The organism is Shewanella aquimarina, assembly GCF_023349185.1.
Classification (GTDB): Bacteria; Pseudomonadota; Gammaproteobacteria; order Enterobacterales; family Shewanellaceae; genus Shewanella; species Shewanella aquimarina.
In genome coordinates this window covers 458865-484781 of the sequence record NZ_JAKIKY010000001.1, presented here as the reverse complement: position 1 = coordinate 484781, position 25917 = coordinate 458865, and the positions used below count along the sequence as shown (strand labels likewise).

The window sequence follows — 25917 nt, the reverse complement described above, 5'->3', positions numbered from 1 at the left end:
TCCTACTTAGGCTGAGTCAGGATACGGTTATTGAGTAGAATATTTTGATTGCGGGTATCTTCCAGCATATAACCGACATCGATAAACTGAGGTTTCGCCTGGGTACGGGACGCTTTTGCTACCTGGGTAGGACAGCTATTGTTGTCACGGTAGTAGAGCGCCGCAGCTAGCTGGCTCTCCTCTTTATCGCCCAGGGCGTGGCTAAAGTCATCTGCTATGTCACAGCCAGGCACTTCGCTTTGCAGCGTCGGGCTGCTGCTGGGGACGAAACCATCTGAATAGTCGCCGAAGCCCTTGTCGTTTACCCCCTTAAATTGAATCGTAAAGTAGGTAGTTGCACAGTTGGGGGTCGGGTAGAAGCCATAGGGCTTACCACAGGTAGTACCGCCAATCTGAATCACCTCGACATCTATGCCACGCAGGCTGTTGATCAGCGCCTCACTGGCGGAGCAGGTTCTGTCGGTAGTGAGTATATATACCCGGGAGAGGTTGAGGCTGGGTAGGCTCTGTCCGCTCGACAAGAGGCTGGTGTTAAAGCCGAAGGTCTTATCGTAAAAAGGTCGAGGTGTTAGGGTTTCACCCGTGACAGGATTCTTGGTGGGATATTTGTCATTGAAGCTAATGTTCTCGAAGATACGATCTTTCGTCGCCTGCTCTCCGGCAATCATGTAGCCCAGTTGGCTGGCCATGGCCAGTAAACCGCCGCCGTTGTAGCGCAGGTCTAACACCAGGTCGTCGACCTTGGCATTGGCCAGTGTGTTGATGGCATCGAATAGGCCGCGTTCTGCGGTGGCGATATGAGCGTTAAACTGCATATAGCCTATGGTACCCGATGGGGTAGAGAGTACCTTGGTATTCTTCACTGGTGTCGAGACCACGGTTTGCGCCGTTAGCACCACTTCGCGTGTCTGGCTGGCGCCGAGATCTTGAAGGGTGAAGCGTGTCTGCTGACCTGGGTTCTCCGGGAACAGGCCCTTGTTGAGAATGCCTATCGAGGCACTGTCGCTGGCATCTTTCACGTTCACGCCATCGATACTGACAACGACAGTACCACGGGCGATATTGGCGTTGGTCGCGGGAGAATTGGGTTCAGTGTAGGCGACGGTGATTTTCCTGTCTGTCTTGTCACTGCGCTGTTGCACATAGACTGTCATCCCATAACCCACGGACGCGCCCGATTGGTTGAGCTGTTCCCATTCGCTGGTGGGCATAGAGTAGTGGTACTTGTCTTTCGGCTCGCCCGAGGCGGACAGGTTTTCGGTTTTTAGGCGAGCAAAATATTCCAGGACCTGGTAAGGGGCCGGATCCCTGTCGATGATCTCGCTGTACCAGAGATAGGTGTCGTTGCTCCATGAGCGTAACCAGAGCTTTTCCTTGAGATCCGCATCGCATTGGTTGGCCAGTTGTGCATAGGGGATAAATTCTCCCTCGACCCACTTCACTGTGCCTGTACTTGGCCCAGAACTATCACCACCGCCGCCACAGCCTGTGAGCAAGAGGCCAGATGCAATCAGACTTGTGATCAGAGTATTTGAGATTGACTTCATAAATAATCCTTTATTATTAAACTCTTGTATTTTGGTGGGTTGCAATTGTTAACAGGTCTCATGTGGTTGTACATGGAGGTAACAATTTATTGACCATCTTAGCTAAGAATTGTATGCAGGTATAGCCTAAGAATGATTGCACAAAAATCACACGGGATAGGTGCGCAGCGCAGTGGAAATCGAGTTGCAATATCAATGGGCTATGATTAAATGAGCCTTAGCAGCCCGAAGGGTTCACCTAAACACGCTCTGCTCCTTGTTGCGTGCCATTTGCATAGAATAACTATGCGACACAGCACGCGCCTTGAGCAAAACGCGTTTATATTGAACAAAAATTAAACCTGAAAGATAAACAGACCCTTGTTAACAAGTTGAATCCACAATGAATGATTATCTGCTCGACCTTATCGCCGTGACCTGTTTCTTTAGCTGCTGGATAGGTTACGCCCGCTTCGCCCGCAAGAAGGCCAAGAACACCAACTGTATCGCCCGTTGTCTGCATCAGCACAGAATTCACTGGATGTATCAACTGCTGGGCCGCGAGGTAAGAGTGGCCGAGGCGGCGCTGCTGGCCAACCTGGAGCGTAATATTACCTTCTTTGCCAGCACTACCATGTTGGTGCTCGCCGGTGTCTTGACCCTGTTTGCCCAGGTCGAAAGGCTGGAGGCGGTGATCGCCTCTATCCCCATGACGGCACCGCCGATTCATATGTTGATTCAGTTGAAGCTCGGCATACTGACGTTAATCTTCGTCATGGCGTTTTTTCAGTTTACCTGGTCCATGCGCCAGTATGGTTTTCTCAATGTCATGGTGGGGGCGACGCCGGTTGACAAAAGCGGTGGTGATGAGCAGCTAAAGGCCTATGCGCTGCAGATGGCCATAGTGCAGGACAGGGCGGCCCACGCCTACAACTATGGCCTGCGTTCCTACTATTTCTCGATGGCCGTGCTTGGCTGGTTCTTCCATCCGCTGCTGTTTATCGTCGCTAGCCTAGTCGTGGTCTATACCCTGTATCGGCGCGAATTTAAGTCGCGGGCGGTGCAGGCGATCACCCAGGGGATGTTGCTCCTCGATGAGCGTGAGCAGGCGAAAACGGCACAAGGCAAATTGTAGCCTTTAGGTTTCAATTGTTACCTGCGTGTAGCTTAAAGTTTTGGTGAATGTAGTTTCGCTGGGCTTTTATGAAGTTTTTATTGCGCTTTTCCTAAACTATGGCGTATCGTTAGCGCCGCTAGGAGAGCGCAGGATATTTATTTGTATAAATATCAGAAAATTACAATGGATTGTGTAAAGCACCTTTCTATTTTTTGTCTTTTATTCTCCTAGCTTCATAAATATAAGGGAATACATTGATGAAAAAATCAGTAACAGCCGTTGCCATTCTTCTTGGTCTTAGCAGCATGAGCGCCATCGCTGCCCAGGACAACGCCTTTCAACACGAAGCCGGCCTGAACTACTACTCTAACTCTGAAGAGTTTGGCGATGGTATCTGGAACGCGAACTACCGCTACTATGTCACGCCTGTGGACCAGAGCAGCAGCCCATATGCCCTAAACGGCTTCCTGGCGCAGAGCTCTAACCTGGGTGCTCATTACAGCAACTTCGATGATGCCGACCTGGATTCTTACGGTATCGACGGCACTTATGTGTTTGCCTCTAAGTGGTTTGTTGGTGTGAACTATCAGAAGCACGACTACGCACATTTTGATTTTGACACCTATGGCGCGGAAGTGGGTTACTACTTCAACGATTCTTCTGCTGTTTCAGCCTTCTATAACGATGGCGATGAAGGTATTGAAGAGACCTATGGTGTGAAAGTGCGCAGCTACATCGCATTGCAATCGACTGCCGGTGTGGATCTGCAGGCTAGCTGGACTCATGGTGACGATGACGACATGATCAACCTGGGTGCCGATTGGTATGTGAACAATGCCTGGTCTGTGGGTCTGGGTTACACCAACACCGACGATGATGATACGTTCGATGTGAGAACCGCTTACTGGCTGCGTATTTCAGACAACTTCTCGGCCAACTTCCAAGTGGCACGCGTGTTGGATTCAGACTTCGACGGCGTGAACATTGGTCTTGGCGTAGTGGGTCGTTTCTAATAACCGCCTCTTGCTAGCGTTTTAGGCCTGCCAGCGCCCTGGCTTGGCGGGCCTTTGCTTTCCCTTGCTCTAATGCTCTGAGTCTATTCCCTTCTCAATTTCATTTACTTTGCTTTAGCGCCTCGGCTTCTAGAACTCGGTAGAGTCGAAGGTACTCTGTATCCTGAGCACCTCGGGCAGCGCCTCATGGAGCGCGGCGACACAATCGGCGTCCAGCTTGCTGCCCGATAGGCGTTCGAGTTCGGCAAAGGCATCGCTATTGGTCCAGGCGGATTTATAGGGGCGCTCACTGGTGAGGGCATCAAATACGTCGGCCACCGCCACTATTCTCGCCTCGATAGGCACCTCGTCGCCTCTTAGGCTGGTGGGGTAGCCAGAGCCATCTATCGCCTCGTGGTGATAGAGCACGATATTACGCAGCATCTGGGTATGGTCCAGGTTACTCAGGCGGTAGTTACAGAGTAATTTGTCGATGAGATCCCGACCCGATTCACAGTGTTTCTGCATCTCGGCGCGCTCATCTAAGGTGAGCGGACCCCGCTTAAACAAGATCTCGTCGGGCACGGTGATCTTGCCGATATCGTGCAGGGGGGCAAACATGAAGATATGTTCGATAAAGTGATCGTTTAGGCCTCTCTCATCCGCCAGACGCTGGGCGATCAGGCGTGAGTAGTGAGCCATACGACTCAGGTGGCCGGCGGTTTCCGGGTCGCGAAAATGGGTGACATCTATGGCTGTCTTCATGGTCGAGGCCAGGGTGTTCACCTCGCTCAGCTCGTTGATCACCATCAGGGCCAGCAGGTTGCCGATGAGATCCAGATGTTCCACGCAGCGCTTGTCCAGCACCTCTTTATCGTCGCCGTTAAAGAAGATAAAGCCTAGCAGAGTATTGCCCGAAAGCAGGGGCAGGGTATAGCTGCTGCGATAGCCCGCCTCATAGATCTTGATGGCGTGTTCGTGTCGGCTGTCTCTGTAGATCCCAAGGTCCTGGACGATTCTTGCCTCTCTGAAGCGGGCAATCTCCAACAGGGAGTGGCACCGGCTGAGATTAGCCTGATAGTGATTGAGAGGCGAGGGCTTGCCGCTATAGATGAAGGTGCGCACTATGTCGGTGGTTTCGTCGAATAGGGCGACGGCGATGCGGGTGATCTGCGGCAGCTTGGCCTGGGTGGTGGCATGAAGGTGTGCCAGCTTACTCATGATAGAGGAGTGTTGATTGAGCTCCGTCGAGGTGTAGTACATGTGCCCTCCCATGGCTGGTGCCAGACTAAGCTAAGTTAGCTCATTGTCATTATAGTCAAGCTATTGGCAGAGATAGCATTATACCTATGGCTTATAGGAAAAAGGGCTTAAGGGAGTAGGGGGCATGAGCCTTGTTAAGTTACCGAGCCAGTTGGCCCGGTAACTGGGGCCGTCAAATTAAATAGCCTTATCCAGGGCCTGAGAGACGTCCGCGATAATATCGTCGATATGCTCTATGCCGACCGAGATGCGGATCAGATCTTCTGATACCCCCGCCTTGGCCAGCTCCTCGCCGTTGAGCTGTCTGTGGGTGGTCGTCGCCGGATGACAGGCCAGGGACTTGGCATCGCCAATATTCACCAGGCGCAGGATCATCTGCAGGGCATCGATAAAACGTCCGCCGGCCGCCTTGGCCGCCTCGCTATCTTCGGCCTTGATACCGAAGCTGATGATGCCCGAGGCCTTGCCCGAGGTGATCTTCTGGCAGTTGTCGCGATAAGGACTGTTGTCCAGCGCACCATAGTTGACCCAGCTGACCCTGGGATCTTGCTCGAGGAACTTGGCCAGGGCGAGGGCGTTGTCGCAGTGACGCTCCATACGTAGCGCCAGGGTCTCTAGGCCCTGTAATAGCAGGAAGGCACTCTGAGGCGATAGGGCGGCGCCGGTATTGCGCAGCGGCACCACGCGGCAGCGACCAATAAAGGCCGCCGGTCCGAAGGCCTGGGTATAGATCACCCCATGGTATGAGGGGTCGGGCTCGTTGAGCAGGGCGAAACGTTCTGGTTGTGCCGCCCAGTCGAACTTGCCCGAATCGATGATCACTCCGCCTATGGTGGTGCCGTGGCCGCCGATATATTTAGTCAGCGAGTGAATCACGATATCGGCACCGTGGTCGAAGGGGCGACAGAGTACCGGGGTCGCGACCGTATTATCGACGATCAGCGGCACGCCGTGCCTGTGGGCTATCTCGGCCAGGCGCGCGATGTCGACGATATTACCGGCCGGGTTGCCGATAGACTCACAAAACAGCGCCTTGGTGTTATTGTCTATATGAGCTTCCAGACCCTCGAAGTCGTCGAAGGCCGCCATACGCACCTCGACGCCTTGTCTAGGCAGGGTGTGGGCAAACAGGTTATAGGTGCCGCCATAGAGCTGACTGGTGCTGACGATGTTATCGCCCACCTGCGTCAGTGCCTGAATGGCATAGGTGATGGCAGCCATGCCAGAGGCCAGCGCCAGTGCGCCGATACCGCCTTCGATGGCGGCCAGGCGTTGCTCGAGCACATCTGTGGTGGGGTTCATGATACGGGTATAGATGTTACCCGCCACCTTAAGATCAAACAGGTCGGCACCATGCTGGGTGTCGTCGAAGGTATAAGAGGTGGTCTGATAAATGGGCACGGCCGCCGCCTTGGTGGTTGCTTCCGAGGTATATCCATGATGCAGGGCAAGAGATTCGAGTTTCATCTAATTCATCCTATCGCTTAACTGAAAACCTGTGATCGAAAAATGACCATAGCATTTAGCCTTCTGGATGTCTAAAATTTTTTATGATGGGATGATTTGTTTACGGTTCGACTCAACTAAGGGAGCTCGGCGGTCGATCTTTATCTAAATAGCCCCTTTTACTTCTTTTTTCACGCGCCTATCCCTCAGGGGCAAAGAGGGGGTAAATGGGCCAGGGTGAAGCTAGGCATTTCATACAATTTTCGTCCCAAATTGAATGTTTTAGCCCCGGCTAAATAAGCAGTATCCCCTTTACCTGTTTTATTGTTATAAAACTACATTGTTAACAGTTCTCAGGATTCACTGCCGATCAGGATCACAATTCTGGCGGAAAAACTGTTGCTAAGTTACAAGTCGGTGTCGGAATGTGACCTCAATATCGGAATCTAAGTTAACAAACTTTTACCATGAGGCATCCCAATTTAGTAACGGTTGATGTTTGCGATGGCAGGTTTTCCAGACAAGATTAAGACGATAAAGAAGGGCCTAGATGTGCCTATCGCCGGCGAGCCGAGGCAAGAGATAGATTGCTGCGCTCGTCCTGCAAAGGTGGCACTCCTGGGTGAAGAGTATGTTGGCCTGAAACCCACCCTCTTGGTGGAGGTCGGCGATCGGGTGAAGAAGGGTCAGACCCTGTTCGAAGACAAGAAGGCGCCGGGCATAGGTTTCACCGCACCGGCCAGTGGTGTGGTCGTCGAGATCAACCGCGGCGAGCGTCGTGTGTTGCAGTCTGTGGTGATCCAGGTCGAGGGCGATGAGCAAGTCACTTTTAAGGCCTATTCAGATCTGAGCCGCCTCAGCCGTGAAGCCGTACAGCAAAACCTGGTCGAGAGTGGTCTGTGGACCGCACTTCGCACTCGCCCCTTCTCGCGCGTGCCACTGCTCGATAGCGAACCTGCCGCCATCTTCGTCAACGCCATGGACACCAACCCACTGGCGGCCGATCCCCGCGTGATCATCGCAGAGCAGCGCGAGGCCTTTGCCGCCGGACTTGAGGTACTGACTTATCTTACCTCTGGCAAGATCCACCTGTGTCACGATGCCGGCGAGGCATTGCCTGGCGCCGACCTTGCGCGTGTCGAGAGCCATCGTTTTGCCGGTGTGCATCCCGCAGGTCTGGTGGGCACCCATATTCACTTTATCGCACCTGCCAGTCTGGAACGCCCAGTATGGCACCTTGGCTATCAGGATGTGATCGCCTACGGCAAGCTGTTCCTGACAGGTGAGCTCTACACAGATCGTGTGGTGGCCCTGGGTGGCCCGACGGCGCTCAATCCAAGACTGCTGCGCACTCAGCTGGGCGCTCAGCTCAGCACCCTGGTAGAGGGTGAGATCAAACCTGGCAGCAACCGTGTGGTGTCTGGCTCTGTATTGGCCGGTCATACCGCCGCTGGCGTTCACGACTATCTGGGCCGTTTCCATCAGCAGATCTCTGTGCTGGCGGAAGACGCTAAACATCAGCTACTGCCATGGGTGCGCGGCGGCGCAGACAAGTTCTCTATCACCCGCGCCGTGACCTCTCGCTTCAAGGCGACTAAGCGTCTGTTCGACCTCACCACTCACGCCGGTGGTTCACACCGCGCCATGATGGCCTTCGGTCAGCTGGATCGCGTGATGCCGCTGGATATCCTGCCGACCCTTTTGGTGCGTGATCTCGTGGTGCGCGACACAGATGAGGCGCAGGCCCTGGGGGCCCTAGAGCTGGATGAAGAAGATCTGGCCCTGTGTACTTTTGTCTGTCCCGGTAAGTATGACTTCGGACGGGAACTTCGCATCTGCCTAGATATTATTGAGAGGGAAGGTTAATGAGTAAGCAAGACAATAAGCCAGATGTGCAAGAGAATTACTATGCCCACGGCTCGTCGATGCGTAGCTTCCTGCGCTCGCTGCTTTATGCCCATGGCCGCAGCACTAAAGGTAAGGTGCATGTTCGCGATGCGATCGATGTAAAACGTACCATGACCCTGGTGGGTCTGTGTCTGCTGCCGGCGATTCTGTTCGGTATCTATAACCTGGGTCTGCAGGCGCAGCTGGCGCTGGCTTCTGGCTTGACCACGCCCGATGTTTGGCAGCTACTGCCGTTCAATGCCATCACCGGCGGCCTCGGCGAGCAGAGCGGTTTATTTGGCCTGTTTGGCTATGGCCTGAGCTTCTACCTGCCCATCTATCTCACCGCGCTGTTGGTGAGCCTGTTTTGGGAGATGGTGTTCGCCAAGGTGCGTCGCCAGGAGCTGCATGAAGGCTTCTTCGTCACCGCCTTGCTGTTTACCCTGATCCTGCCGGTTTCGACACCGCTGTGGATAGTGGCCCTTGGCATCACCTTCGGGGTGATCATGGCCAAAGAGGTGTTTGGCGGCATGGGGTATAACTTCCTTAACCCTGCGTTGGCTGGTTACGCCTTTATCTACTTTGCTTACCCGACCGAGGTGGCGCAGATTGCCCAGTTTGTGGCGGTCGATGGCTTCTCGGGAGCGACAACCTTGATTCAGACTGCCGCAGGCAAGATGAGTTTCGAGGGTTATACCTGGTATCAGGCCTTTAGTGACCCGCTGTGGTGGGATGCCTTCTTCGGCTTCACCGTCGGCTCTATCGCCGAGACCAGCACCCTGGCCATTCTGATCGGCGGCCTGTTGCTGCTGTTGACTCGCCTGGCCGACTGGCGTGTGGTGGCCGGTGTGATGGCCGGTATGGTGGCAACCGCCGTGCTGTTCAATCTTATTGGTTCGGCCAAGAACGAGATGTTCGCCATGCCTTGGACCTGGCATCTGGTCACCGGCGGCTTTGCCCTGGGGATGATGTTTATGGCCACAGATCCTGTGACTACCGCCTATACCCGCCAAGGCAAGTTTGCCTACGGCGCCCTGATCGGCTTCATGACAGTGCTTATCCGCGTGCTGAATCTCAAGATGCCTGAGGGGATCATGCTGGCGATTCTGTTTGCCAACCTGTGGGCGCCTCTCTTCGATTACCTGGTGGCGCGCAGCAACATGAAGCGGAGGCTGAAACGCAATGCCTTATAAGTCAGAACATATGTTAAGGATCCAGACCGCCAACCTCTGGTCGTCAATCTTCGCATCCTTTTTGTTTCGTCGTTCCAGAGAGCGCGCCACTATGGAGAAGCAACGCTAATGGCATTTAAGAAAGATACCGTTGTGGGGACCATGATCTTCACACTCGTCCTCTGCCTCTCTTGTTCTTTTATGATCACAGGAACGGCCGAGGTACTCAAAGAACGTAAGTTGGTGAAGAAGCGCGACGAGCTCAAGCGCAACGTCTTGCTGGCCGCCGATATCGACATCAGCGGCGACAAAGATTTTCGCGCCATCTTCGAGCAGTCTGTGAAGCCTCTGCTGGTGGAGCTGGACACTGGGGTTATCGATAGCCAGGCGAACGTGCTGGATTTCGACGATCGTATGGCGGCTATTAATCCGCAGACCTCGAGCAAGCCGAAGAAAGATATCGCCAAAATCAAGACCCGCGCCAATCAGGCCCGCGTGTTCAAGGTGTTTGACGACAAGGGCGAGCTGCACGCCGTGGTGCTGCCTATCTATGGCAAGGGGCTCTGGTCGATCATCTATGGTTATGTGGCGCTCAAGCCGGATCTGAACACCATAGAAAACGTGGTCTTCTACGAGCATGGTGAGACACCTGGCATCGGCGACTTCCTCGACGATACGGCCTGGACCGACAAGCTTAAGGGCAAGCAGCTGTTTGACGAGAAGGGGCAGGTCTCCTTCAAGGTGGTCAAGGGCGGCGCTAAGGCGGGCGATCTTCATGGCGTTGACGCGGTGAGCGGCGCGACCATGACGGGACGCGGCGTACAGCGTGCCATGCAGTTCTGGTTCGGGGTCGAAGGTTATCAGACCTTCCTTCACAAGCTAAAAGCGTCGGAGGTTTAAGATGAGTAAGAGTATGACGGCGACCCGGGACATTCTAACCGGCCCGATTTTCGCCAATAACCCCGTGGCCATGCAGGTGCTTGGGGTCTGTTCGGCGCTGGCGGTGAGCAACTCGATGCAGACCGCATTGGTGATGACCCTGGCGGTGACCTTCGTGTTGGTCTTCTCCAACCTGATCATCTCCAGCATCCGTAACTTTATTCCTAACAGCGTGCGCATCATCGCTCAGATGACTGTTATCGCCTCATTGGTGATCATCGTCGACATGGTGCTGCAGGACGTGGCCTATGAGCTGTCGCGTCAGCTGTCGGTATTTGTGGGGCTGATCATCACCAACTGTATCATCATGGGCCGCGCCGAAGCCTTCGCCATGAAGATGCCGCCGCATCTGGCGGTGGTAGATGCCATGGGTAATGCCATGGGCTATGGCGTTATCCTGCTCAGCGTCGCCTTCGTGCGTGAGCTGTTAGGTGCCGGCACCCTGTTTGGTCACGAGATCTTAAAGACGGTGGAGAACGATGGCTGGTACCTGGCCAACGAGATGTTCAAGTTGCCGCCTAGTGCATTCTTCCTGATTGGCTTACTGATCTGGGCCATCAATGTTATCCAGCGTAAGCGAGGTTAAGGCTATGGAACACTATATCAATCTATTTGTTCAGGCCGTTTTTATCGACAACATGGCGCTCTCTTTCTTCATGGGCATGTGTACCTTCCTGGCCGTGTCGAAGAAGGTGTCGACCTCCTTCGGTCTGGGGATTGCGGTTATCGTGGTGATGACTCTGGCGGTGCCGCTGAACCAGATGATCTACTCCAAGGTGTTGGCCCCTGGCGCACTGGCCTGGGCGGGTTATCCCGAGCTGGACCTGAGCTATCTCAAGCTCATCACCTTCATCGGGGTGATCGCGGCTCTGGTACAGATCCTGGAGATGTTTCTGGATAAGTATATTCCCAGCTTGTATGACAGCCTGGGGATCTTCCTGCCGTTGCTAACGGTTAACTGCGCCATCTTCGCCGGGGTGATCTTCATGGCGAACCGTGACTACACCCTGGGTGAGTCTGTGGTGTTTGCGACCGGTTCAGGCTTTGGCTGGGCGATGGCCATCGTGCTGCTGGCGGGACTGCGTGAGCGGATGAAGTTTCACGCCATTCCGGCGGGGCTGCAAGGTGTGGGTATCACCTTTATTACCACGGGCCTGATGGCATTAGGCTTTATGTCTTTCTCCGGCATCTCGCTGTAAGTGGCGTGCTAGTGTCAGTGCATTAAGAAAAGGGTTATTAGATGGAAATGGCAATAGGCATAGGCATGTTCACCATAGTGGTGTGTGTGCTGGTGATGGTGATTTTAGTCGCCAAGAGCAAGCTGGTGATCAACGGTGACGTGAGCATCCGCATCAACGATGATGATGACAAGAGCATAACCACGGCGGCAGGTGACAAGCTACTGGGAGCCCTGGCGAGCAAGGATATCTTTATTCCTTCAGCCTGTGGTGGCGGTGGTACCTGCGGTCAGTGCCGGGTGAAGGTTAAGTCGGGTGGCGGCGATATCCTGCCTACCGAGCGCGACCATATCAACAAGAAAGAGGCCAAAGAGGGCTGTCGTCTGGCTTGTCAGGTGGCGGTGAAGACCGACATGGAACTTGAGCTGGAAGAGGAGATCTTCGGCGTCAAGAAGTGGCAGTGTGAGGTGATCTCTAACGATAACCAGGCCACCTTTATCAAGGAGCTGCTGCTCAAGCTGCCCGAAGGGGAAGATGTTAAGTTCAAGGCGGGCGGTTATATTCAAATTGAAGCGCCGGCTCATGAGGTGAAATATAGCGACTTCGATATTCCGACCGAGTACCGTGACGACTGGGAAAAGTATGGCTTGTTCGATCTGGTCTCTAGCGTAAATGAAGATGTGCTGCGTGCCTACTCTATGGCTAATTACCCGGATGAGAAAGGGGTGATCATGCTGAACGTGCGTATCGCCACGCCACCTTCTGAAGGCCTGCCACCGGGCAAGATGTCTTCCTACATCTTTAACCTCAAGGCTGGCGATAAGGTGATTATCTCTGGGCCATTTGGTGAGTTTTTCGTTAAGGAGACAGACGCCGAGATGGTGTTCATCGGTGGTGGTGCAGGTATGGCACCGATGCGCTCCCATATCTTTAACCAGCTAAAGGGTGAGCAGACCAAGCGTAAGATGACCTTCTGGTACGGTGCCCGTTCACGCCGTGAGATCTTCTATCAGGAGGAGTTCGACGCGCTGGCGGCGGAAAATGACAACTTCGAGTGGCATGTGGCGCTGTCGGATCCGCTTCCCGAGGATAACTGGGACGGTTACACGGGCTTTATCCATAACGTCCTTTATGAGAACTACCTGAAGAATCACAAGGCGCCGGAAGACTGTGAGTTCTACATGTGTGGCCCACCGATCATGAACTCCTCGGTGATCAACATGCTGGAAAGCTTAGGGGTTGAACAGGAAAACATACTACTGGATGACTTCGGCGATTAATCCTGAGTCTTTCTAAGATAAAACGCAGCCAATGGCTGCGTTTTTTTATGTCGAGGTGGGACGGGTCGCTATTTGATCTGTGTCATAGTGGTCTGGGAGGCATAGCTTTATATTGTTTTGTTATCTAAAGGTTAACGAAGCAATGATATGAGTGATAAGCCAGAGAGCTGCGAGACCAATACCCCCGAGAGCAATACCCCCAAGAGTACCTATACCATCTCCGCGCGGGGCAAGGCGGATCATCAGTCGGTGATTAAGTTTCTTAAACAACACTTTGCCGCGGTGCCCCTTGGGCAGGTAGAGAGCGTGTTTGGTTTCGTCGAGCCATCGACCCTATATGGCGGACGTTTTTATCTGATGCGCCAGCTGTCCGAGCGGGATACGGGTCTGCTGGCCGATCATGGAATCGGGCTCAGGATCCCCTTTACCAACCACTTTGCCACCAAGGAAGAGTTCGACGCCAATCGCCCCCTGTTTGCCAAATATCATCACAAACGCAACTCGATTATCTGCACAAACGATGATCTGGCCTACTGGATCAAGCAGGAGTACCCGGACTATGATATAGAGGCGAGTGTGATTAAAAACTTGCTTAAACCAGAGCAGATCGAGGAAGCCTTTGGCCTGTACGATACCCTGGTACTGCCTATGGTGCTCAATGATGATGAGGCCTTCTTGGCGGCCTTGGCGCAGAAAGATCGCATTCGTTTGTTTGCCAATGCAGGTTGTGCCTACACCTGCCCGGCGCGCATCTGTTACAAGTCTATCTCTAAGTTTAATAAGGGGCAGGGGGGCGAGTTTAAGTGCTCCCAAGATCTTAAGGCCCGTGAGATGCAAGGGATGATAGACTTCGATCTGCAAAGGCTGAGAAATCTGGGCTTTCATAAGTTTAAACTGCTAAGGGCCAGGGCTGGCGACCAGACGGGGTACTAGGGCCGATTCGATGGTGGTTGGCTATAACGGCTTAGCTTGCTGTTAGGGTTTAGCTTTGCTGTTAGGGTTTAGCCAGCCGTCTCGGTCAATTCATTCGCCCATTAGCCCTATTTTGGGGGATTCGTGGCACCTTTTTTGAAAGAGCGCTAAAAGCGACTTTGTTTGAAGGATAACAGATTCGTTCAATGCAGTTTTCTAAATCAAATCAGATGGATAAATTTATACTTGGCAAAGGCTAACGGCTCGTTAGCCTGCTATATCTCATCAATATATCCCTTTGCTTATTCGAGCAATTTTTAGTTTTTTATCTTTGTGGTAAGCAGCGACCTAAGCGTCGCTAGCGAGTGCCATCGGTGTGATTCGTATTTTACAAAATATTCACATTTGGGTTTACTCTTAATTTTATTTGAGTATATTGTATACAGAATATTTTATCTCGATAGGTAATGTTGTTATTCAAATAGAGGGAAACGAATACGCCAGGGAAAGGTGATTTACCCACACACTAACAATAAGAGTGACGAATAACATGACCAACAAATTGACCCTATCTATCTTGGCCGCTCTGTTAACCGCCGGTACCGGCGTTAGCGCCAAGCAGCCGGAATTTGCCGCCGACCATTGTAAGGCGGGGGAGATCAACGCTCAGCATTATCGTAATTTCCCGGCCGCAGAGGCTGAGGCCAAGGCCCGCCATGCCAAGTTGTTTGAGCGTAAGCGTGCCATGGCTAAACCGGTTGACGATAGCGCCTCGACGGGAGATACCCCCGCGGCGCTGGCCTTGTCGGCGACCCCAAGCTACGTGATCCCCGTGGTTTTCCATGTGTACGGCAGCCAGTTTAACGGTAAGACGGTGACAGATGCGGTGATCATCGATGCGCTGAACAAGACCAACGAAGATTTTCAGGGACAAACCGCCGACTTTGCCGACATAGATGCCGAGTTCCAGGGGGTGAAGCAGGCGCTGAATATCGAGTTTCGCCTAGCCAGTATCGATCCCGATGGCAATCCCACCTCGGGGATCGTCTATCATCCGGCGTCGTCCGGGGCGGGTAACTATTCCAGCTCGGACGTGAAGCGGGATCACTGGGATAACTACAAGTACATGAATGTCTACATTCAGAACGATCTCTATGCCGATGGCGTGACCAATAACTCTGGGGTGGCCTGGTACCCGGATACCACTATGTCTGACGAGGGCCTGGCCCGTGTGACCTACAACGGTGCCTATCTTGGCAGCAATACCGATGAGAATTTCCGCTCTGTGTTGACCCATGAGTTTGGCCACTTCCTGGATCTGATCCATACCTTCGAGGGAGGTTGTAAGCGCGGTTTCGAGCGACGCTGCGATACCTCTGGGGATGAGAACTGCGATACCCCGCAGCAAAACAGCTGGCAGATGAATCCAGGCGATGGCGGCATAGTCAACTGTATGGGGCAGACCATCAACTGGCAGAACTTCATGGCCTATTCAGACCAATATGCCAACTTCACCCAAGATCAGGTGGCACGCATGGTAAATGGCCTCGACAGTCAGGCCCGCGTGACTCTCTGGTCGGCGCAAAATCTGGCGGCCACAGGCGTGGCTAACTAAAACGTTACAGCTTTAAAAAACGCAGCCTAGGCTGCGTTTTTTTATGTCGCTGAATATGCTGTTCAGGCAAATACCGGCGCGTCGTACTCATAGCCCTCGTCGGTATAGGCGGTCACTATGGCATCATCCACCAGGCCGTCGGGAGCGCTGACCTGAGTCTCGAAGAAGTGCTGAATTTGCTGGCGGCGGCCATGTGCCGCCCAGCTCTCGCCATCGGTCCAGATCTCGTTGAAGACGATAGGATAGTCTGTGCGGCTGGCACTCGGATGGTCTATCTGGCGGGTAAGAATGTACTGAATGCATCCCTGTTCCCGCAGTGAATCTGGCTCGAGCGCCTTGAGCACCTCGAAGAGTTCGGCGGCTTTTCCCGCCTTGGGGCGAAACTGGGCTATGACAAATACGCGTGTTGACATCTGTGGCTCTCCGCTGGCTAAAAACTAAGTAAAATTACGAGTGAACTCAGAGTCTAGCCCAAAAAAGGCTGCGGCTTAAAGTAGGCATTGTATTGATATGCTGTTGGTTATTCAGGGCCGTCAGGGAGTGTTATCATCACTGCCTTAACAGATCGCCGAGGAGGCTAAGTGGCACAGAGATTGGTGAAAGATGCCCTGACAAGTTTTGGCGAGTGTCTTCGCCTGCTTGGACTGGGGGATGATGAATGCACTGAGGCGCTAAGCCTAGCCAAATGCATTCGAGCGCCCAGAGGGGAGATACTACTGCACCAGGGGGCTTGCCAGGAGCATGGCTATTACATCGTCGATGGCATATTGGGCGCACAGCATTATGGCGATTGTGGCGGTTTGTTTTCGAAAGAGTTTTATTTCGAGGGTGAGCTCTGCCTGCTCTACCACAGCCTGCTGACCTGTGATGTGGCGCCCTATCAGCTTGAGGCGGCGACAGATGTGACTTTAGTGCGCTTCTCCCTCGCGCAGCTTAAGCAGGCCAGCTGGCAGCCTGTGCTGATTGCATTGCTGAGCCAGCAGCTGCTTTATAAGGAGGAGAAGGAGGCCTTCCTGCTGCTTAAACGGCCGGAGGAGAGATACCTCTATCTGGTCAACCACAGGCCTATGTGGGTCGAGCGACTGAGTAACCTACAACTCGCGCGCTATATCGGCATCACGCCCGTGAGCCTGTCGCGTCTCAAGGCCAGGCTGGCCTGAGTTTAGCGAGGTAAATGCCGTAAAATCGCCTCGACTTATCTTAAGTTAATGCGCCGCATCGACAGCCTGCGACATACTGCCGCCATCTTTAGCTTGCTGAAATTTAGGTTGTATATGTCGGTATTTTTCCTGTCCCAGTGTCTGATCGCAATAGCCATAGTGACAGACATTCTCTCTTTTCAATTCAAGCACAAGCGCCATATAGTGCTCTGTCTCGCGCTGTCGGGGATACTGAGCAGCCTGCACTTTGCCCTCCTGTCACAATGGACGGCCGCAGGGCTGATGCTAGTGGCCGCTATTCGCTATCTGGTGACGGTTTTCAGCCATTCGAGGCGGTTGCTCTGGCTGTTTCTGAGTATCAATAGCCTGATAGCCCTGCTTACCTTTGCCGGTCCCTTGAGCCTTATCAGTTTTGCCGGCAGCTGCACCCAGACAATCGCCGCCTTTTGTCGAAGCGATCAGCGGCTGCGGCAGTTGATGATAGTGGGAACCAGTATCTGGCTGGTGAACAATTATCTGGCGGGATCACCGACGGCAGTGTTGATGGAGCTGCTGTTTATCGGCAGTAATCTGGTGGGCTACTATCGTTTCTATGGCTTGCCGTGGCGGCCTAGGCTGGTAGATTAAGGTGCGAGATCCGAGTATTGCTGAACTGATTCGAAAAAAGTGACGGCGGTGATTGTCACCGCCTTAATGCTTGCTCTTTACGTAGGCGAGCTCCCTCTTAGCTATTTAGCGACTTACCGCTTAGTTATCACGTTGCTTAGTTCGGCCCTGTTGGTTGTGAGATGAGGCGCCGCGACCATTATTGGTCTGATGGCTCTTCACCTGCTGATGGCTCCTCTCTCTTTGATAGCTCTGGGGCTGATGGCTCCTCTCTCTTTGATAGCTCTGGGGCTGATGACTCCTTTCACGCTGATGGTTCTTAGTCGGTTGATGGCTCTTAGTCGGTTGATGACTCTTCACTTCTCGCTGATGGCTCTTCATCTCTCGCTGATACTGTTTGGGCTGATGGCTTTTGACCTCGCGCTGATGGCTCTTGACTGGCTGATGGCGCCTATCCTTGTTCCAGTCTTTAGCCCTGTTATTGGCTTTCGTACTGGATGAGTGGTTAGCCCTATCTTTCAGGCTGAGCCTGTCGCGCTTCTCATAGTACTTGGTCTGCGCCTTGTGCCCGTCCTGATGACGGTCATTCTGGCCGCGTGCATCACTCAGCTTGTGGCGGAAGTTCTGCTCGCGGCGCGCCTGGATCTGCGCCGCGTTGTAGTGTTTACCCTGACTCGGCTTAGCCTTATTCGAGTTGGAATAGCGCTCCACACTGCTGTGATGTTTCACGTCATAGCGGTTAGGGCGATACTTGTCATAGCGGGCCTTAACCTTAGGCGAGCGATACGCCACCCCGTGTCTGTGCACCGGCTTGTGGTGCCAACGTTGGGCGCCGCTGCTGGTCACGATTCGGTTATGTGGACGGTAGCGGGTCGTATGATGGTGATGGGTCACCACGATATGACGCTTGTGCCAGCTAAAGGCGCTGAAGAAATAGTTAAAGCTAATGTGTATGCCACTGTTGAAGTAGAAGTGGCCCGAAATATGACCAGGATAGTATCGGCTGTAACGGGGCGGATAGGCCCAATATACAGGCGGATAGTTGTACCAGTGCCAATGACCGTAGACCACTCGGGTGTCATAGTAAGGCACATAGATCACCTCACGCTGTACAGGCTCGATGACGATTTGGCGGTTGACCTTAGTCACCTTCATATTCTCCATCTCGTCGAAGGCGTTGGCGCGTTCGGCCTGCTGTCTCAGGCGCTGAATGCTGTCCAGCACCCGGCCCTCGTCTTGCAAGAAGGCGTCGCCCAGCTTCTGGGTCCACTCGAGATCATCACTCAGGCGTTGCAGCAGATCGGGAAAGGCGACCAAGGCGGTAACGCTGGGATCCCAGTCCTGTTTCTCTGCGCGGTTAACCGCCTCGGCGCCTGCTAACGACTTGTGTTTGTTGCGCCAGCGATTGGCCTGCACCACCTCTAGTGGATAGGTGGAGGCGATCAAGATGTGGGTGAGTAGGCTGTCGGGATACAGGGCGATAGGGGCCAGCATCTGTGCCAGCTCGGCGTCGCTAAATTGGATCTCCTGAACAGCGTCTTCTGCCCGTTCGAGTGCCGACACCGAAGGGGTAAGCAGTGACTGTGAAAGGGCAATGAGCAGGAGCAAAGTCCATTGTCTGATGCTTTTCATAACGTCTCCTAGGCTTATCTTTCATTGGATTTACTCAGATAATAAAAGACCCAAGATGAACATTAGCTGAAAGCCATTTGGCACAAGAAATAACAATGAAGATGCCTTTAGGGCGAAGCATGTCAAAAGAAACTATAGTTTAACCATATCAGATCATTAGCCGAGTAGAGCGTCGTGTTTTAGTGTAAAACGCAGACCTAAACTGAGGAGGCATTTAGGTGAAACATGATCCCTCTGAAGGGGATGAGCTATGGTAAAGACAGGGAGTCAGTACTCGATGAGTATTCAGAAAAAGCTGTTAGGTTTGCTGGCACTCTTATTCCTGTTTCTGTTTTCCAATATTTTTTTAGCCTACTTCTTAGAGCAAAAGAGCGAACAGAAGCAGAGATGGGTTACCCATACTCATACCCTATTGGCTTACTCAGATAAACTTTTATTGGCGGTAGCCAATGCCGAAACAGGGCAGCGGGGTTACCTGCTTACCCAGCAGAACCATTATCTTCAACCTTATTATCGATCGCTTAGTCATATCGAAGATTTGTTAGTTCAGCTGACAAGGCTTACGCAGGACAATCCGAAGCAGCAACAGCTGCTAGGACGCCTGGAGAAAGAAGTTGCACGTAAGCTTGCAGAATTAAAAGAATCAATCGAACTGTTCGAACACGACAGGCCTGCCGCAATGCAGTTGGTTCGTAGCAATGTGGGTCAGGAATACATGGCCAACATTCGTCACTATATCAGTGAATTTAATCTTGAAGAGCGGCGCCTACTCGAACTACGTTTAGCCGAATTCAAAGCGGTTAAAAGCGATATCGCTACCATTATGGCGGTCGAAGTCTTAGTCACCTTTTTCTTGGCCTTGGCGATATTTGTATTGATAAAAAAAGATTTGTTTGCGCCGTTGAGCAAATTAATTGACGCCACTAAGCGCATGGAATCGGGTAAGCGGCAACGGCTGACAGATTTCCTGCCCAATGACGAGATAGGTTACTTGATGTCGTCATTTTATAAGATGAGCGAAGTGGTGTTTCAAAAGCATCAGGAGTTGCATGAAAAGGCACACCTTGACGAGCTAACCGGGGTGAATAATAGATTCTGCCTGTTTAAAGATATCGCTGAGGCCATAGACAAGACGCAAGCTTCACAGACTCATCTGGCGCTGGTCTTTTTGGATATTGATAATTTCAAACAGATAAACGATGAGTATGGTCATCATTGTGGTGACGAATTACTCAAGGTCTTGGTGACAAGGCTGACCCAGAGTCTGCGGCGTACCGACCGCATTTATCGTTATGGAGGGGATGAATTTATTATCTTGTTGGATGAATTCAACAGTGTAGAAGAGGTTTATAACACCTTAGCAAGTGTCGTTGACAAAATGCGCGGAAGCTTTACTTATCAAGGGGAAGTATTGCCCTTGGATGTGAGTCTGGGGGCGGCTCTGGCACCAAAGAACAGCCAAGATGGTGAGACCTTGATTCGATATGCCGACATTGCCATGTATGCTTCCAAGCGAGAAGGGCGTCAGCGTCTGGTCTATTTCAAGCCTGAAATGTTGCAAGACAATAGCCTGATGGTTGTGAAGTCTTAGCCTGGCGCCCTTAGGGATTTAGTGATTTAGTGATTTAGCGATTTAGCGCGCAAATTGTTGATCAAATATCAGTTCGAATCTGGCGCCGCCTAATATCTTGCCTTGTGAAATGTGTAAGGTGCCCTGATAGCTGTCAACCAGATCGCGCACTATGGCCAAACCTATGCCGTGCCCCTTCTCATAGGTGTCGGCACGTTTACCACGCTCGAGTATGGTTTGACGTTGCTCAGGGCTGATGCCTGCGCCATCATCTTCCACGCTGATGGTGAGTTTGCCCTGCTGGGACTCAATGCTCAGTTCTACCCGGCTACTGGCCGCCTTACAGGCGTTGTCCAACAGGTTGCCCAGCATCTCAGTGAGGTCGCTCTGATCGCCATAGAAGATATGCTCCTCTTCTGGCGGCTTGCCATAGACGAGTTGTATGCCGGGATGGATCTTGACCAGGGTGCGCAGCAGCTTGTCGGAGACCAGGCTGATTTTAGTCCCCAGGTGCCAGGCGTTCCCGGCGGCGCTCTGGGCTCGCTTGAGTTGATGGCCTATGGTGCGATTGATCTGTCCGACTTGCTCGAGGGAGGTGGGGCTGAGATCTTTCTGGCTCTGGATCACCGCCAGTGGGGTCTTGAGGCTATGGGCCAGATCAGACAGGGCATTGCGGTAGCGGCTGCGCTGGCGCTGCTCGGTACTGAGCAGGGTATTGAGCTGTTTGGCCACCGCTTGCAGTTCATTGGGGTAGTGGCCGCTGAGCTCTTCCGCCTCGCCTCGCTGTACCTGCCCAAGCTCCAGCCTAAAGCGCGCCAACGGCTTGAGTGTCCAGGCCAGCCAGGCAAATTGAATCGCCAGTAGCACCAACATCAGGACGAACAGCCAGCTCCACAGATGTTGACTAAAGGCGCTGAGTTGCTGTGTTACGCCATCGAGATCTTTGATGATGTGGACTGTGATAGGCGCGCTCTGGCTCTGGGCCTCTGCGGGCGCGAAGCGCACGCTGAAGCTATAGATGAGATGAGGCTGCTGCTCGAGTACCAGCTCACCAAATTCGCTGCGACCCACCTTAGGGTGAGGAAGGGGGCTGGTAAGATTCAAGCCAAGAAAGGAGTTGGATGACCAGAGAGGCTCAATGTCACTCGCGGCACCGCCCTGGCGATCGCTATCTGTTTGGTTACTACCTTGACGGTCACTATCAGTTTGGTTATTTACCTGGCGGTCACTATTATTTTGATTATTGACCTGACGGTCAATGATGGCGTAGAGGCCTGAACCTATCACATTGAACTGATTCTCCAGCAGGGCCTCTGGCATATAGAGCTTACCTTCTTCCATCTCGGCCACCGCCAGCACAGAATAGAGGTAGGCACTTAGCTGCTCTCTGACGTTGGTCATCACCTGTTGCTTAAAGGCGTTGTTGAGCGCGAAGCCTATGGTGGGTAACAGCAATAAGATCAGCAGCAGGGCGCTGAGGATCAGACGTACCCTGAGGGAGTTGAGTTTGCCCTGTGGGGCGCGTAGGCTGCTCATGAATTGATCTCGAACCCTTAGTCGTTATCCAGGGGCTTGAGGCGATAGCCCTGGCCACGCAATGTCTCGATAAGACCATACTGGCCGTCCGGATCCAGCTTCTTACGCAGGCGTCTGATAAAGACCTCGATGACGTTGGAGTCTAAGTCGAAATCCTGATCATAGATGTGTTCGATCAATATGCTCTTGGACTTCACCTCGCCGATATGCAGCATGAAATACTCGAACAGCTTGTACTCAGAGCCGCTCAGGCTGATTTCCTGGTCGCCAAATTTAATCTCGTGGCTGCTGGTGTTGAGAGAGTAGGGGCCGTTTTGAATCACTGGGCTGGACTTGCCGGCCGCCCGGCGAATAAGCGCCTTGAGCCTGGCGATCAACTCTTCGGGATGAAACGGCTTGGTCAGGTAGTCATCGGCGCCGGCATCCAGGCCTTCGACCTTGTCCTGCCAGTTATCGCGGGCGGTCAGGATCAGTATGGGGTAGTCAATTCCCTCTTCTCTGAGCCTAGCGATCAGGGCGATACCATCCAGCTTAGGCAGGCCCACATCGATAATGGCGGCATCGTAGGGATATTCCTGTCCCTGAAACAGGCCTTCTTCGCCGTCGCTGGCGATATCTAAGGTGTAGTTGGCATCCAGCAGGTGTTGTCTCAGGTTTTCCTGCAGCGCTAAATCGTCTTCAACCAGTAGTAATCGCATCGGCGTGTCCTTTCTCTCAAGCAGGCTTATTGTCTGCTCATCTGTCCTGTGACGGCGTCTATGGCGACATAGAAGACGACGCCATCCTTACTGAGCAACTTGGCGCGGTAGCCTGGGTTGCCATTGACCCGTGATGATTGCACGCTCAGGACCTTGGCGTTATAGCGCCCCTTTACCATCTGGGTGGCCTGCTGACGATTTTTAACACGCAGATTTTGATGAGTATTCTTCTGAGCCGCCATCAAGATGCTGCTACTGGCCGCCGATATTCCATGGCCTGCACTGTTTCCTTGTAGGGGAAACAGGAGTGATGCTATGGCGATCAATATTAGGGCTGGTTTCATCAAAATCACCTGTGTTGAATTCTTCGGACAGTGTAAAAGATCCTATAAAAATAAGAAACATATGTCGCGAATCTCCATGCTCGCCAGGGAAGTTAGGCAAGCGTGCTCCTTCATTGTTAGGGAGTGCAGATGAACATGAGCTGAATGTTTATTTTTACGCCATCTTGTTGAATAAGCTGATTTTTAATGTTCAGCTTATGTTCATTTTCGATCGCTTCTAATGGCCTTAAGCAGGACCTAGTCCATTTATTGGAGATTGATTATGAACAGACTCACGATGAAACATAGCCAACAGCAGGCAACTCATACCCCCTCCGCACTGGGCAAGGTGTATACCGCCATCAAGGCCACTGCCTTAATGGCCATGCTGGGCAGCGGCGTGGTGATGGCGGCCGACAATACCGCTGAGCTTAATGGTTTAGTCGGCTCGGCATCGACCAGCGTAGTACAGGATCAGCAGACCCTGGCCCAAGGTTTTAGCCGCGCCGGGCAGCGCATGACAGACTCGCAGCAGGCAAGCGCCGAATTGCTCAAACTGCAAGAGGTGGCACCAGCTCCGCGTAAGACACGTGATCAGGTGATTGCCGAGCGTCAGGCGCTGACGCAAGGCTCATCCGATGCTGGGACTAAGGTGCTCAAGTCCTCCGCTCAGCGCCTCGAGGCGGGTATCTATCATGAGTTCGTTATCTATGAGGCCAGTAGCCGCCTGTTTGAAGACTTCGACTATGATGGCTTCTATCGCACCTTCAGCGTAACCTTCGACGCCGATGTCCACAGCTATTATGTGGGCGAGCATGCCGACGTCTACGCCGATCTCTACCTGAGCCGTAATGGCGGGCCCTGGGAGCTGTACCACACCACAGATGTGTTCACCATAGTCGACGATGCCACCGATGATGATTTCGAGGTGCTGACCACCTTGCACACAGGCTATCCGACGGACCATTATGATGTGTTGATCGACCTCTATGAGGTGGGCTACAGCGATATCGTCGCTACCATCAGCAGTGATGATGTGGATGACCTCTATGGTCTGCCGCTGGAGAGTGCCGATCGCGACGAGTATGTGGTCGATGAAGTTATCACCGAGGTGGAGGTGAGTGGCGGGAGCCTCTCTGTGGGCTGGCTGTTTGGGCTACTGGGGTTGGGCTGGTTGAGCCTTATCAGACGCCGCCAGTAGGGTTAACAAAGTTATCGAGATCTTCCTTCGTGGCGAGATCAATTAACCATAAAGAAATTAAGGTTAAGTTGCCTTGCCATGAAGCATATTTCACAAAATTTTGCCCCCAACAGGCGTATATTATTAGCCAATGGATAAACGTCTGAAATGGGGGAGACGATGTCACACGAGGCATTCAATCAAGAGGTGAAGGTTTACAAGGTGTGGGATAAACCCACGCGGTTATTTCACTGGATAAACCTTGGCTTAGTCATGGTGCTGATCTTCATAGGCATGCTAATGCTGTTTAAGGGCGATATCGGCATCAGCGGTCTGGAAGCCAAGATAGGCCTGAAGAAACTGCATGTCTGGGTCGGTTACCTGTTTGCCATTAATCTGACTATCAGACTGATCTGGGGCGTCATCGGCAGTCATAGCGCCCGCCTGAGTCAGTTGCTCCCTGATCTCAAGGGATTTTCTGGCTACAAGGCCAAGCTGGCCAAGGGCGAGTCGCCCCAGTATCTGCACCATAATCCTATGGGGCGCCTGGCTATCTTTGCCATGATGCTATTGTTGGTGACCATCATGTTGACTGGCCTGGTGCGCGCCGGAACCGATATCTACTACCCGCCATTTGGCGGCGCCGTTAGCGAGTATATCGCCCAGCCTGGCGTCGAGGGTGCCAGCATCAAACCCTATGATGACACGGGCGTCGATGCGCAGAAGGTGGCGGTATTGAAGCCCTATAAGTCGCTGGCTGGCGAGGTGCATGTGTATAGCGTCTATCTACTGATCCTGATGATAGTGCTGCATGTGGCCGGGGTGATAGTGGCCGAGATCAAGCATCAGCCTGGACTGGTATCGGCGATGATTTCGGGTAACAAGCCCCTTACTGGCCCCGCCGAGGATGAGAAGCAGTAATTGCTACCCATCAAGCCTATAAACCTGCCCGAAAGATGACGGGCAGGGTGAGAGAAAATGCAGCCTAGGCTGCATTTTTTATGGCCGGGAATCCCTTGTCTCACTAGCTCTTATACCTTGATCGAATTTTTAACAAAATTGTAATTAAAGACTTAATTTAATGTGATTTTTAGTCTAGTATGCTAGCTACATTTTTACTGTTTCGTTACTAGGGGAAGCATGAAGCGCGTATCTTTGCTGGCACTGTCCTTGGCGAGTCTCATCGTATCGGGATCGGCGATGGCAGTTGCCGATATTGAGGGGTATTACCTGGGAGCCATGGCGGGTCATTCTCAGCTTGAGGCGGGAGAGTTTGACGAGTCTGCCATCAGCTATGGTCTCTACGGCGGTTACTATTTCAGTAAGAATTTCGCCGTCGAGAGCACCTATGTTCGTACCGACAACTTTGTCGATGTGGGTGATGTGAAGGCCAATCAGTTGTCTTTCGCGGCCAAGTTTCACCACTATTTCAATGATACCTACTCTATGTTTATCAAGGCCGGTATCGCGGCCACTAAGGTCGAGGCCGATCAGGACTACGACGGCAACGGTTGGCTGTGGGGCGCGGGCTTTAACATGGCGTTTCAAAATGGGGTCAATGTGCGCGTTGCCTATGAGATGCTATACACAGATCTCGATGCCACTGGCCTAACGGATCAGCTCGATAGCGACTGGGGCAATGTCTATTTAGGCGTGCATTATCAGTTTTAGCTGTCAGTGCTTTAGTGCCGATGATTAAGATGCAGCCTCTGGGCTGCTTTTTTATCCCCTAAATTTAGCTATGCCATCGAAAAGCCTGTACTTAAATTGCATTTACAATGTAAAAAAATCCAATTAAATCCTTTATAAACAATTACAAAGATTGCGTAATTGTATCCGCCTGACTTTATCATATTGAAACGGTATTGATAATCGTTATCATCTG

At 52.6% G+C, this 25917-nt stretch carries 24 protein-coding genes; 16 read left to right on the top strand and 8 right to left on the bottom strand.

Annotated elements, in window-relative coordinates:
* Positions 1–2: 2 nt before the first annotated feature.
* Positions 3–1547: a S41 family peptidase gene (locus L2731_RS01940; protein WP_249251602.1), complete on the bottom strand. Its 1545-nt coding sequence runs from the start codon at positions 1545–1547 to the stop codon at positions 3–5.
* A 382-nt stretch (positions 1548–1929) separates the two neighbouring features.
* On the opposite strand from L2731_RS01940, the gene L2731_RS01935 reads away from it, so the two are divergent.
* Both L2731_RS01935 and L2731_RS01930 read left to right on the top strand, forming a co-directional pair.
* Complete coding sequence (locus L2731_RS01935; protein ID WP_249251601.1) at positions 1930–2661, top strand: DUF599 domain-containing protein; 732 nt, start codon at positions 1930–1932, stop codon at positions 2659–2661.
* 239 nt (positions 2662–2900) lie between these two features.
* Positions 2901–3656: a putative porin gene (locus tag L2731_RS01930; protein WP_041509214.1), complete on the top strand. Its 756-nt coding sequence runs from the start codon at positions 2901–2903 to the stop codon at positions 3654–3656.
* A 129-nt stretch (positions 3657–3785) separates the two neighbouring features.
* Here the strand turns inward: L2731_RS01930 and L2731_RS01925 are convergent, their stop codons facing one another.
* Positions 3786–4898, bottom strand: coding sequence for an HD domain-containing phosphohydrolase (locus L2731_RS01925; RefSeq protein WP_249251600.1), 1113 nt, complete (start codon positions 4896–4898; stop codon positions 3786–3788).
* A gap of 177 nt (positions 4899–5075) precedes the next feature.
* The gene (locus tag L2731_RS01920; RefSeq protein WP_249251599.1) at positions 5076–6365 is read right to left on the bottom strand and encodes an O-acetylhomoserine aminocarboxypropyltransferase/cysteine synthase family protein; all 1290 of its coding nucleotides are present in this window, start codon (positions 6363–6365) and stop codon (positions 5076–5078) included.
* Between the two features lie 483 nt (positions 6366–6848).
* Between L2731_RS01920 and L2731_RS01915 the strand changes: the two genes are divergently transcribed.
* The 8 genes from L2731_RS01915 (at position 6849) to L2731_RS01880 (ending at position 15327) form a co-directional block, all read left to right on the top strand.
* Positions 6849–8210 carry a Na(+)-translocating NADH-quinone reductase subunit A gene (locus tag L2731_RS01915; RefSeq protein WP_249251598.1) on the top strand — a complete coding sequence of 454 codons (1362 nt, stop codon included), beginning with the start codon at positions 6849–6851 and terminating at the stop codon, positions 8208–8210.
* Positions 8210–9424, top strand: coding sequence for an NADH:ubiquinone reductase (Na(+)-transporting) subunit B (locus L2731_RS01910; protein WP_220060257.1), 1215 nt, complete (start codon positions 8210–8212; stop codon positions 9422–9424). The genes L2731_RS01915 and L2731_RS01910 overlap by 1 nt, the downstream gene beginning before the upstream one ends.
* A 108-nt stretch (positions 9425–9532) precedes the next feature.
* Complete coding sequence (locus L2731_RS01905; RefSeq protein WP_249251596.1) at positions 9533–10303, top strand: Na(+)-translocating NADH-quinone reductase subunit C; 771 nt, start codon at positions 9533–9535, stop codon at positions 10301–10303.
* 1 nt (position 10304) lies between these two features.
* A complete protein-coding gene (locus L2731_RS01900) occupies positions 10305–10928 on the top strand; it encodes an NADH:ubiquinone reductase (Na(+)-transporting) subunit D (protein WP_011866503.1) in 624 nt (207 codons plus the stop codon).
* 4 nt (positions 10929–10932) lie between these two features.
* Positions 10933–11541: an NADH:ubiquinone reductase (Na(+)-transporting) subunit E gene (nqrE, locus tag L2731_RS01895; RefSeq protein ID WP_041509220.1), complete on the top strand. Its 609-nt coding sequence runs from the start codon at positions 10933–10935 to the stop codon at positions 11539–11541.
* A gap of 41 nt (positions 11542–11582) precedes the next feature.
* A complete protein-coding gene (gene nqrF / locus L2731_RS01890) occupies positions 11583–12800 on the top strand; it encodes an NADH:ubiquinone reductase (Na(+)-transporting) subunit F (RefSeq protein ID WP_249251595.1) in 1218 nt (405 codons plus the stop codon).
* Between the two features lie 147 nt (positions 12801–12947).
* Positions 12948–13733, top strand: coding sequence for a hypothetical protein (locus L2731_RS01885; protein ID WP_249251594.1), 786 nt, complete (start codon positions 12948–12950; stop codon positions 13731–13733).
* 529 nt (positions 13734–14262) lie between these two features.
* The gene (locus L2731_RS01880) at positions 14263–15327 is read left to right on the top strand and encodes a M43 family zinc metalloprotease (protein ID WP_249251593.1); all 1065 of its coding nucleotides are present in this window, start codon (positions 14263–14265) and stop codon (positions 15325–15327) included.
* Positions 15328–15389: 62 nt separating this feature from the next.
* Here L2731_RS01880 and L2731_RS01875 read toward each other — a convergent pair whose 3' ends face one another.
* Positions 15390–15740, bottom strand: coding sequence for a putative quinol monooxygenase (locus L2731_RS01875; protein ID WP_239851647.1), 351 nt, complete (start codon positions 15738–15740; stop codon positions 15390–15392).
* 168 nt (positions 15741–15908) lie between these two features.
* On the opposite strand from L2731_RS01875, the gene L2731_RS01870 reads away from it, so the two are divergent.
* Both L2731_RS01870 and L2731_RS01865 read left to right on the top strand, forming a co-directional pair.
* Positions 15909–16487 (top strand): Crp/Fnr family transcriptional regulator, encoded by a 579-nt coding sequence (locus L2731_RS01870; RefSeq protein ID WP_239851646.1) that lies wholly within the window; start codon positions 15909–15911, stop codon positions 16485–16487.
* Positions 16488–16601: 114 nt separating this feature from the next.
* Positions 16602–17114, top strand: a complete 513-nt coding sequence (locus tag L2731_RS01865; protein ID WP_249251592.1) for a YgjV family protein — start codon at positions 16602–16604, stop codon at positions 17112–17114.
* A 120-nt stretch (positions 17115–17234) separates the two neighbouring features.
* Here the strand turns inward: L2731_RS01865 and L2731_RS01860 are convergent, their stop codons facing one another.
* Entirely contained in the window at positions 17235–18725 is a 1491-nt protein-coding gene (locus tag L2731_RS01860) for a DUF3300 domain-containing protein (protein ID WP_249251591.1), read from the bottom strand.
* 277 nt (positions 18726–19002) lie between these two features.
* Between L2731_RS01860 and L2731_RS01855 the strand changes: the two genes are divergently transcribed.
* A complete protein-coding gene (locus tag L2731_RS01855; RefSeq protein WP_249251590.1) occupies positions 19003–20316 on the top strand; it encodes a GGDEF domain-containing protein in 1314 nt (437 codons plus the stop codon).
* 42 nt (positions 20317–20358) lie between these two features.
* Here the strand turns inward: L2731_RS01855 and L2731_RS01850 are convergent, their stop codons facing one another.
* Genes L2731_RS01850 through L2731_RS01840 form a run of 3 tightly spaced genes read right to left on the bottom strand, consistent with a single transcriptional unit; the run spans position 20359 to position 22873 of the window.
* Positions 20359–21831, bottom strand: a complete 1473-nt coding sequence (locus L2731_RS01850; protein ID WP_249251589.1) for an ATP-binding protein — start codon at positions 21829–21831, stop codon at positions 20359–20361.
* A 17-nt stretch (positions 21832–21848) separates the two neighbouring features.
* On the bottom strand, positions 21849–22529 hold the full coding sequence (locus L2731_RS01845) for a response regulator transcription factor (RefSeq protein ID WP_249251587.1): 681 nt from the start codon (positions 22527–22529) through the stop codon (positions 21849–21851).
* 26 nt (positions 22530–22555) lie between these two features.
* Complete coding sequence (locus L2731_RS01840; RefSeq protein ID WP_249251586.1) at positions 22556–22873, bottom strand: PepSY domain-containing protein; 318 nt, start codon at positions 22871–22873, stop codon at positions 22556–22558.
* 262 nt (positions 22874–23135) lie between these two features.
* Here L2731_RS01840 and L2731_RS01835 point away from each other — a divergent pair, with 262 nt between their 5' ends.
* From L2731_RS01835 to L2731_RS01825, 3 genes are all read left to right on the top strand, one after another.
* On the top strand, positions 23136–24053 hold the full coding sequence (locus L2731_RS01835; RefSeq protein WP_249251585.1) for a choice-of-anchor H family protein: 918 nt from the start codon (positions 23136–23138) through the stop codon (positions 24051–24053).
* A 159-nt stretch (positions 24054–24212) separates the two neighbouring features.
* Complete coding sequence (locus L2731_RS01830; protein WP_249251584.1) at positions 24213–24953, top strand: cytochrome b/b6 domain-containing protein; 741 nt, start codon at positions 24213–24215, stop codon at positions 24951–24953.
* Positions 24954–25172: 219 nt separating this feature from the next.
* The gene (locus L2731_RS01825; protein ID WP_239851625.1) at positions 25173–25703 is read left to right on the top strand and encodes an outer membrane beta-barrel protein; all 531 of its coding nucleotides are present in this window, start codon (positions 25173–25175) and stop codon (positions 25701–25703) included.
* The last annotated feature ends 214 nt before the right edge of the window (positions 25704–25917 follow it).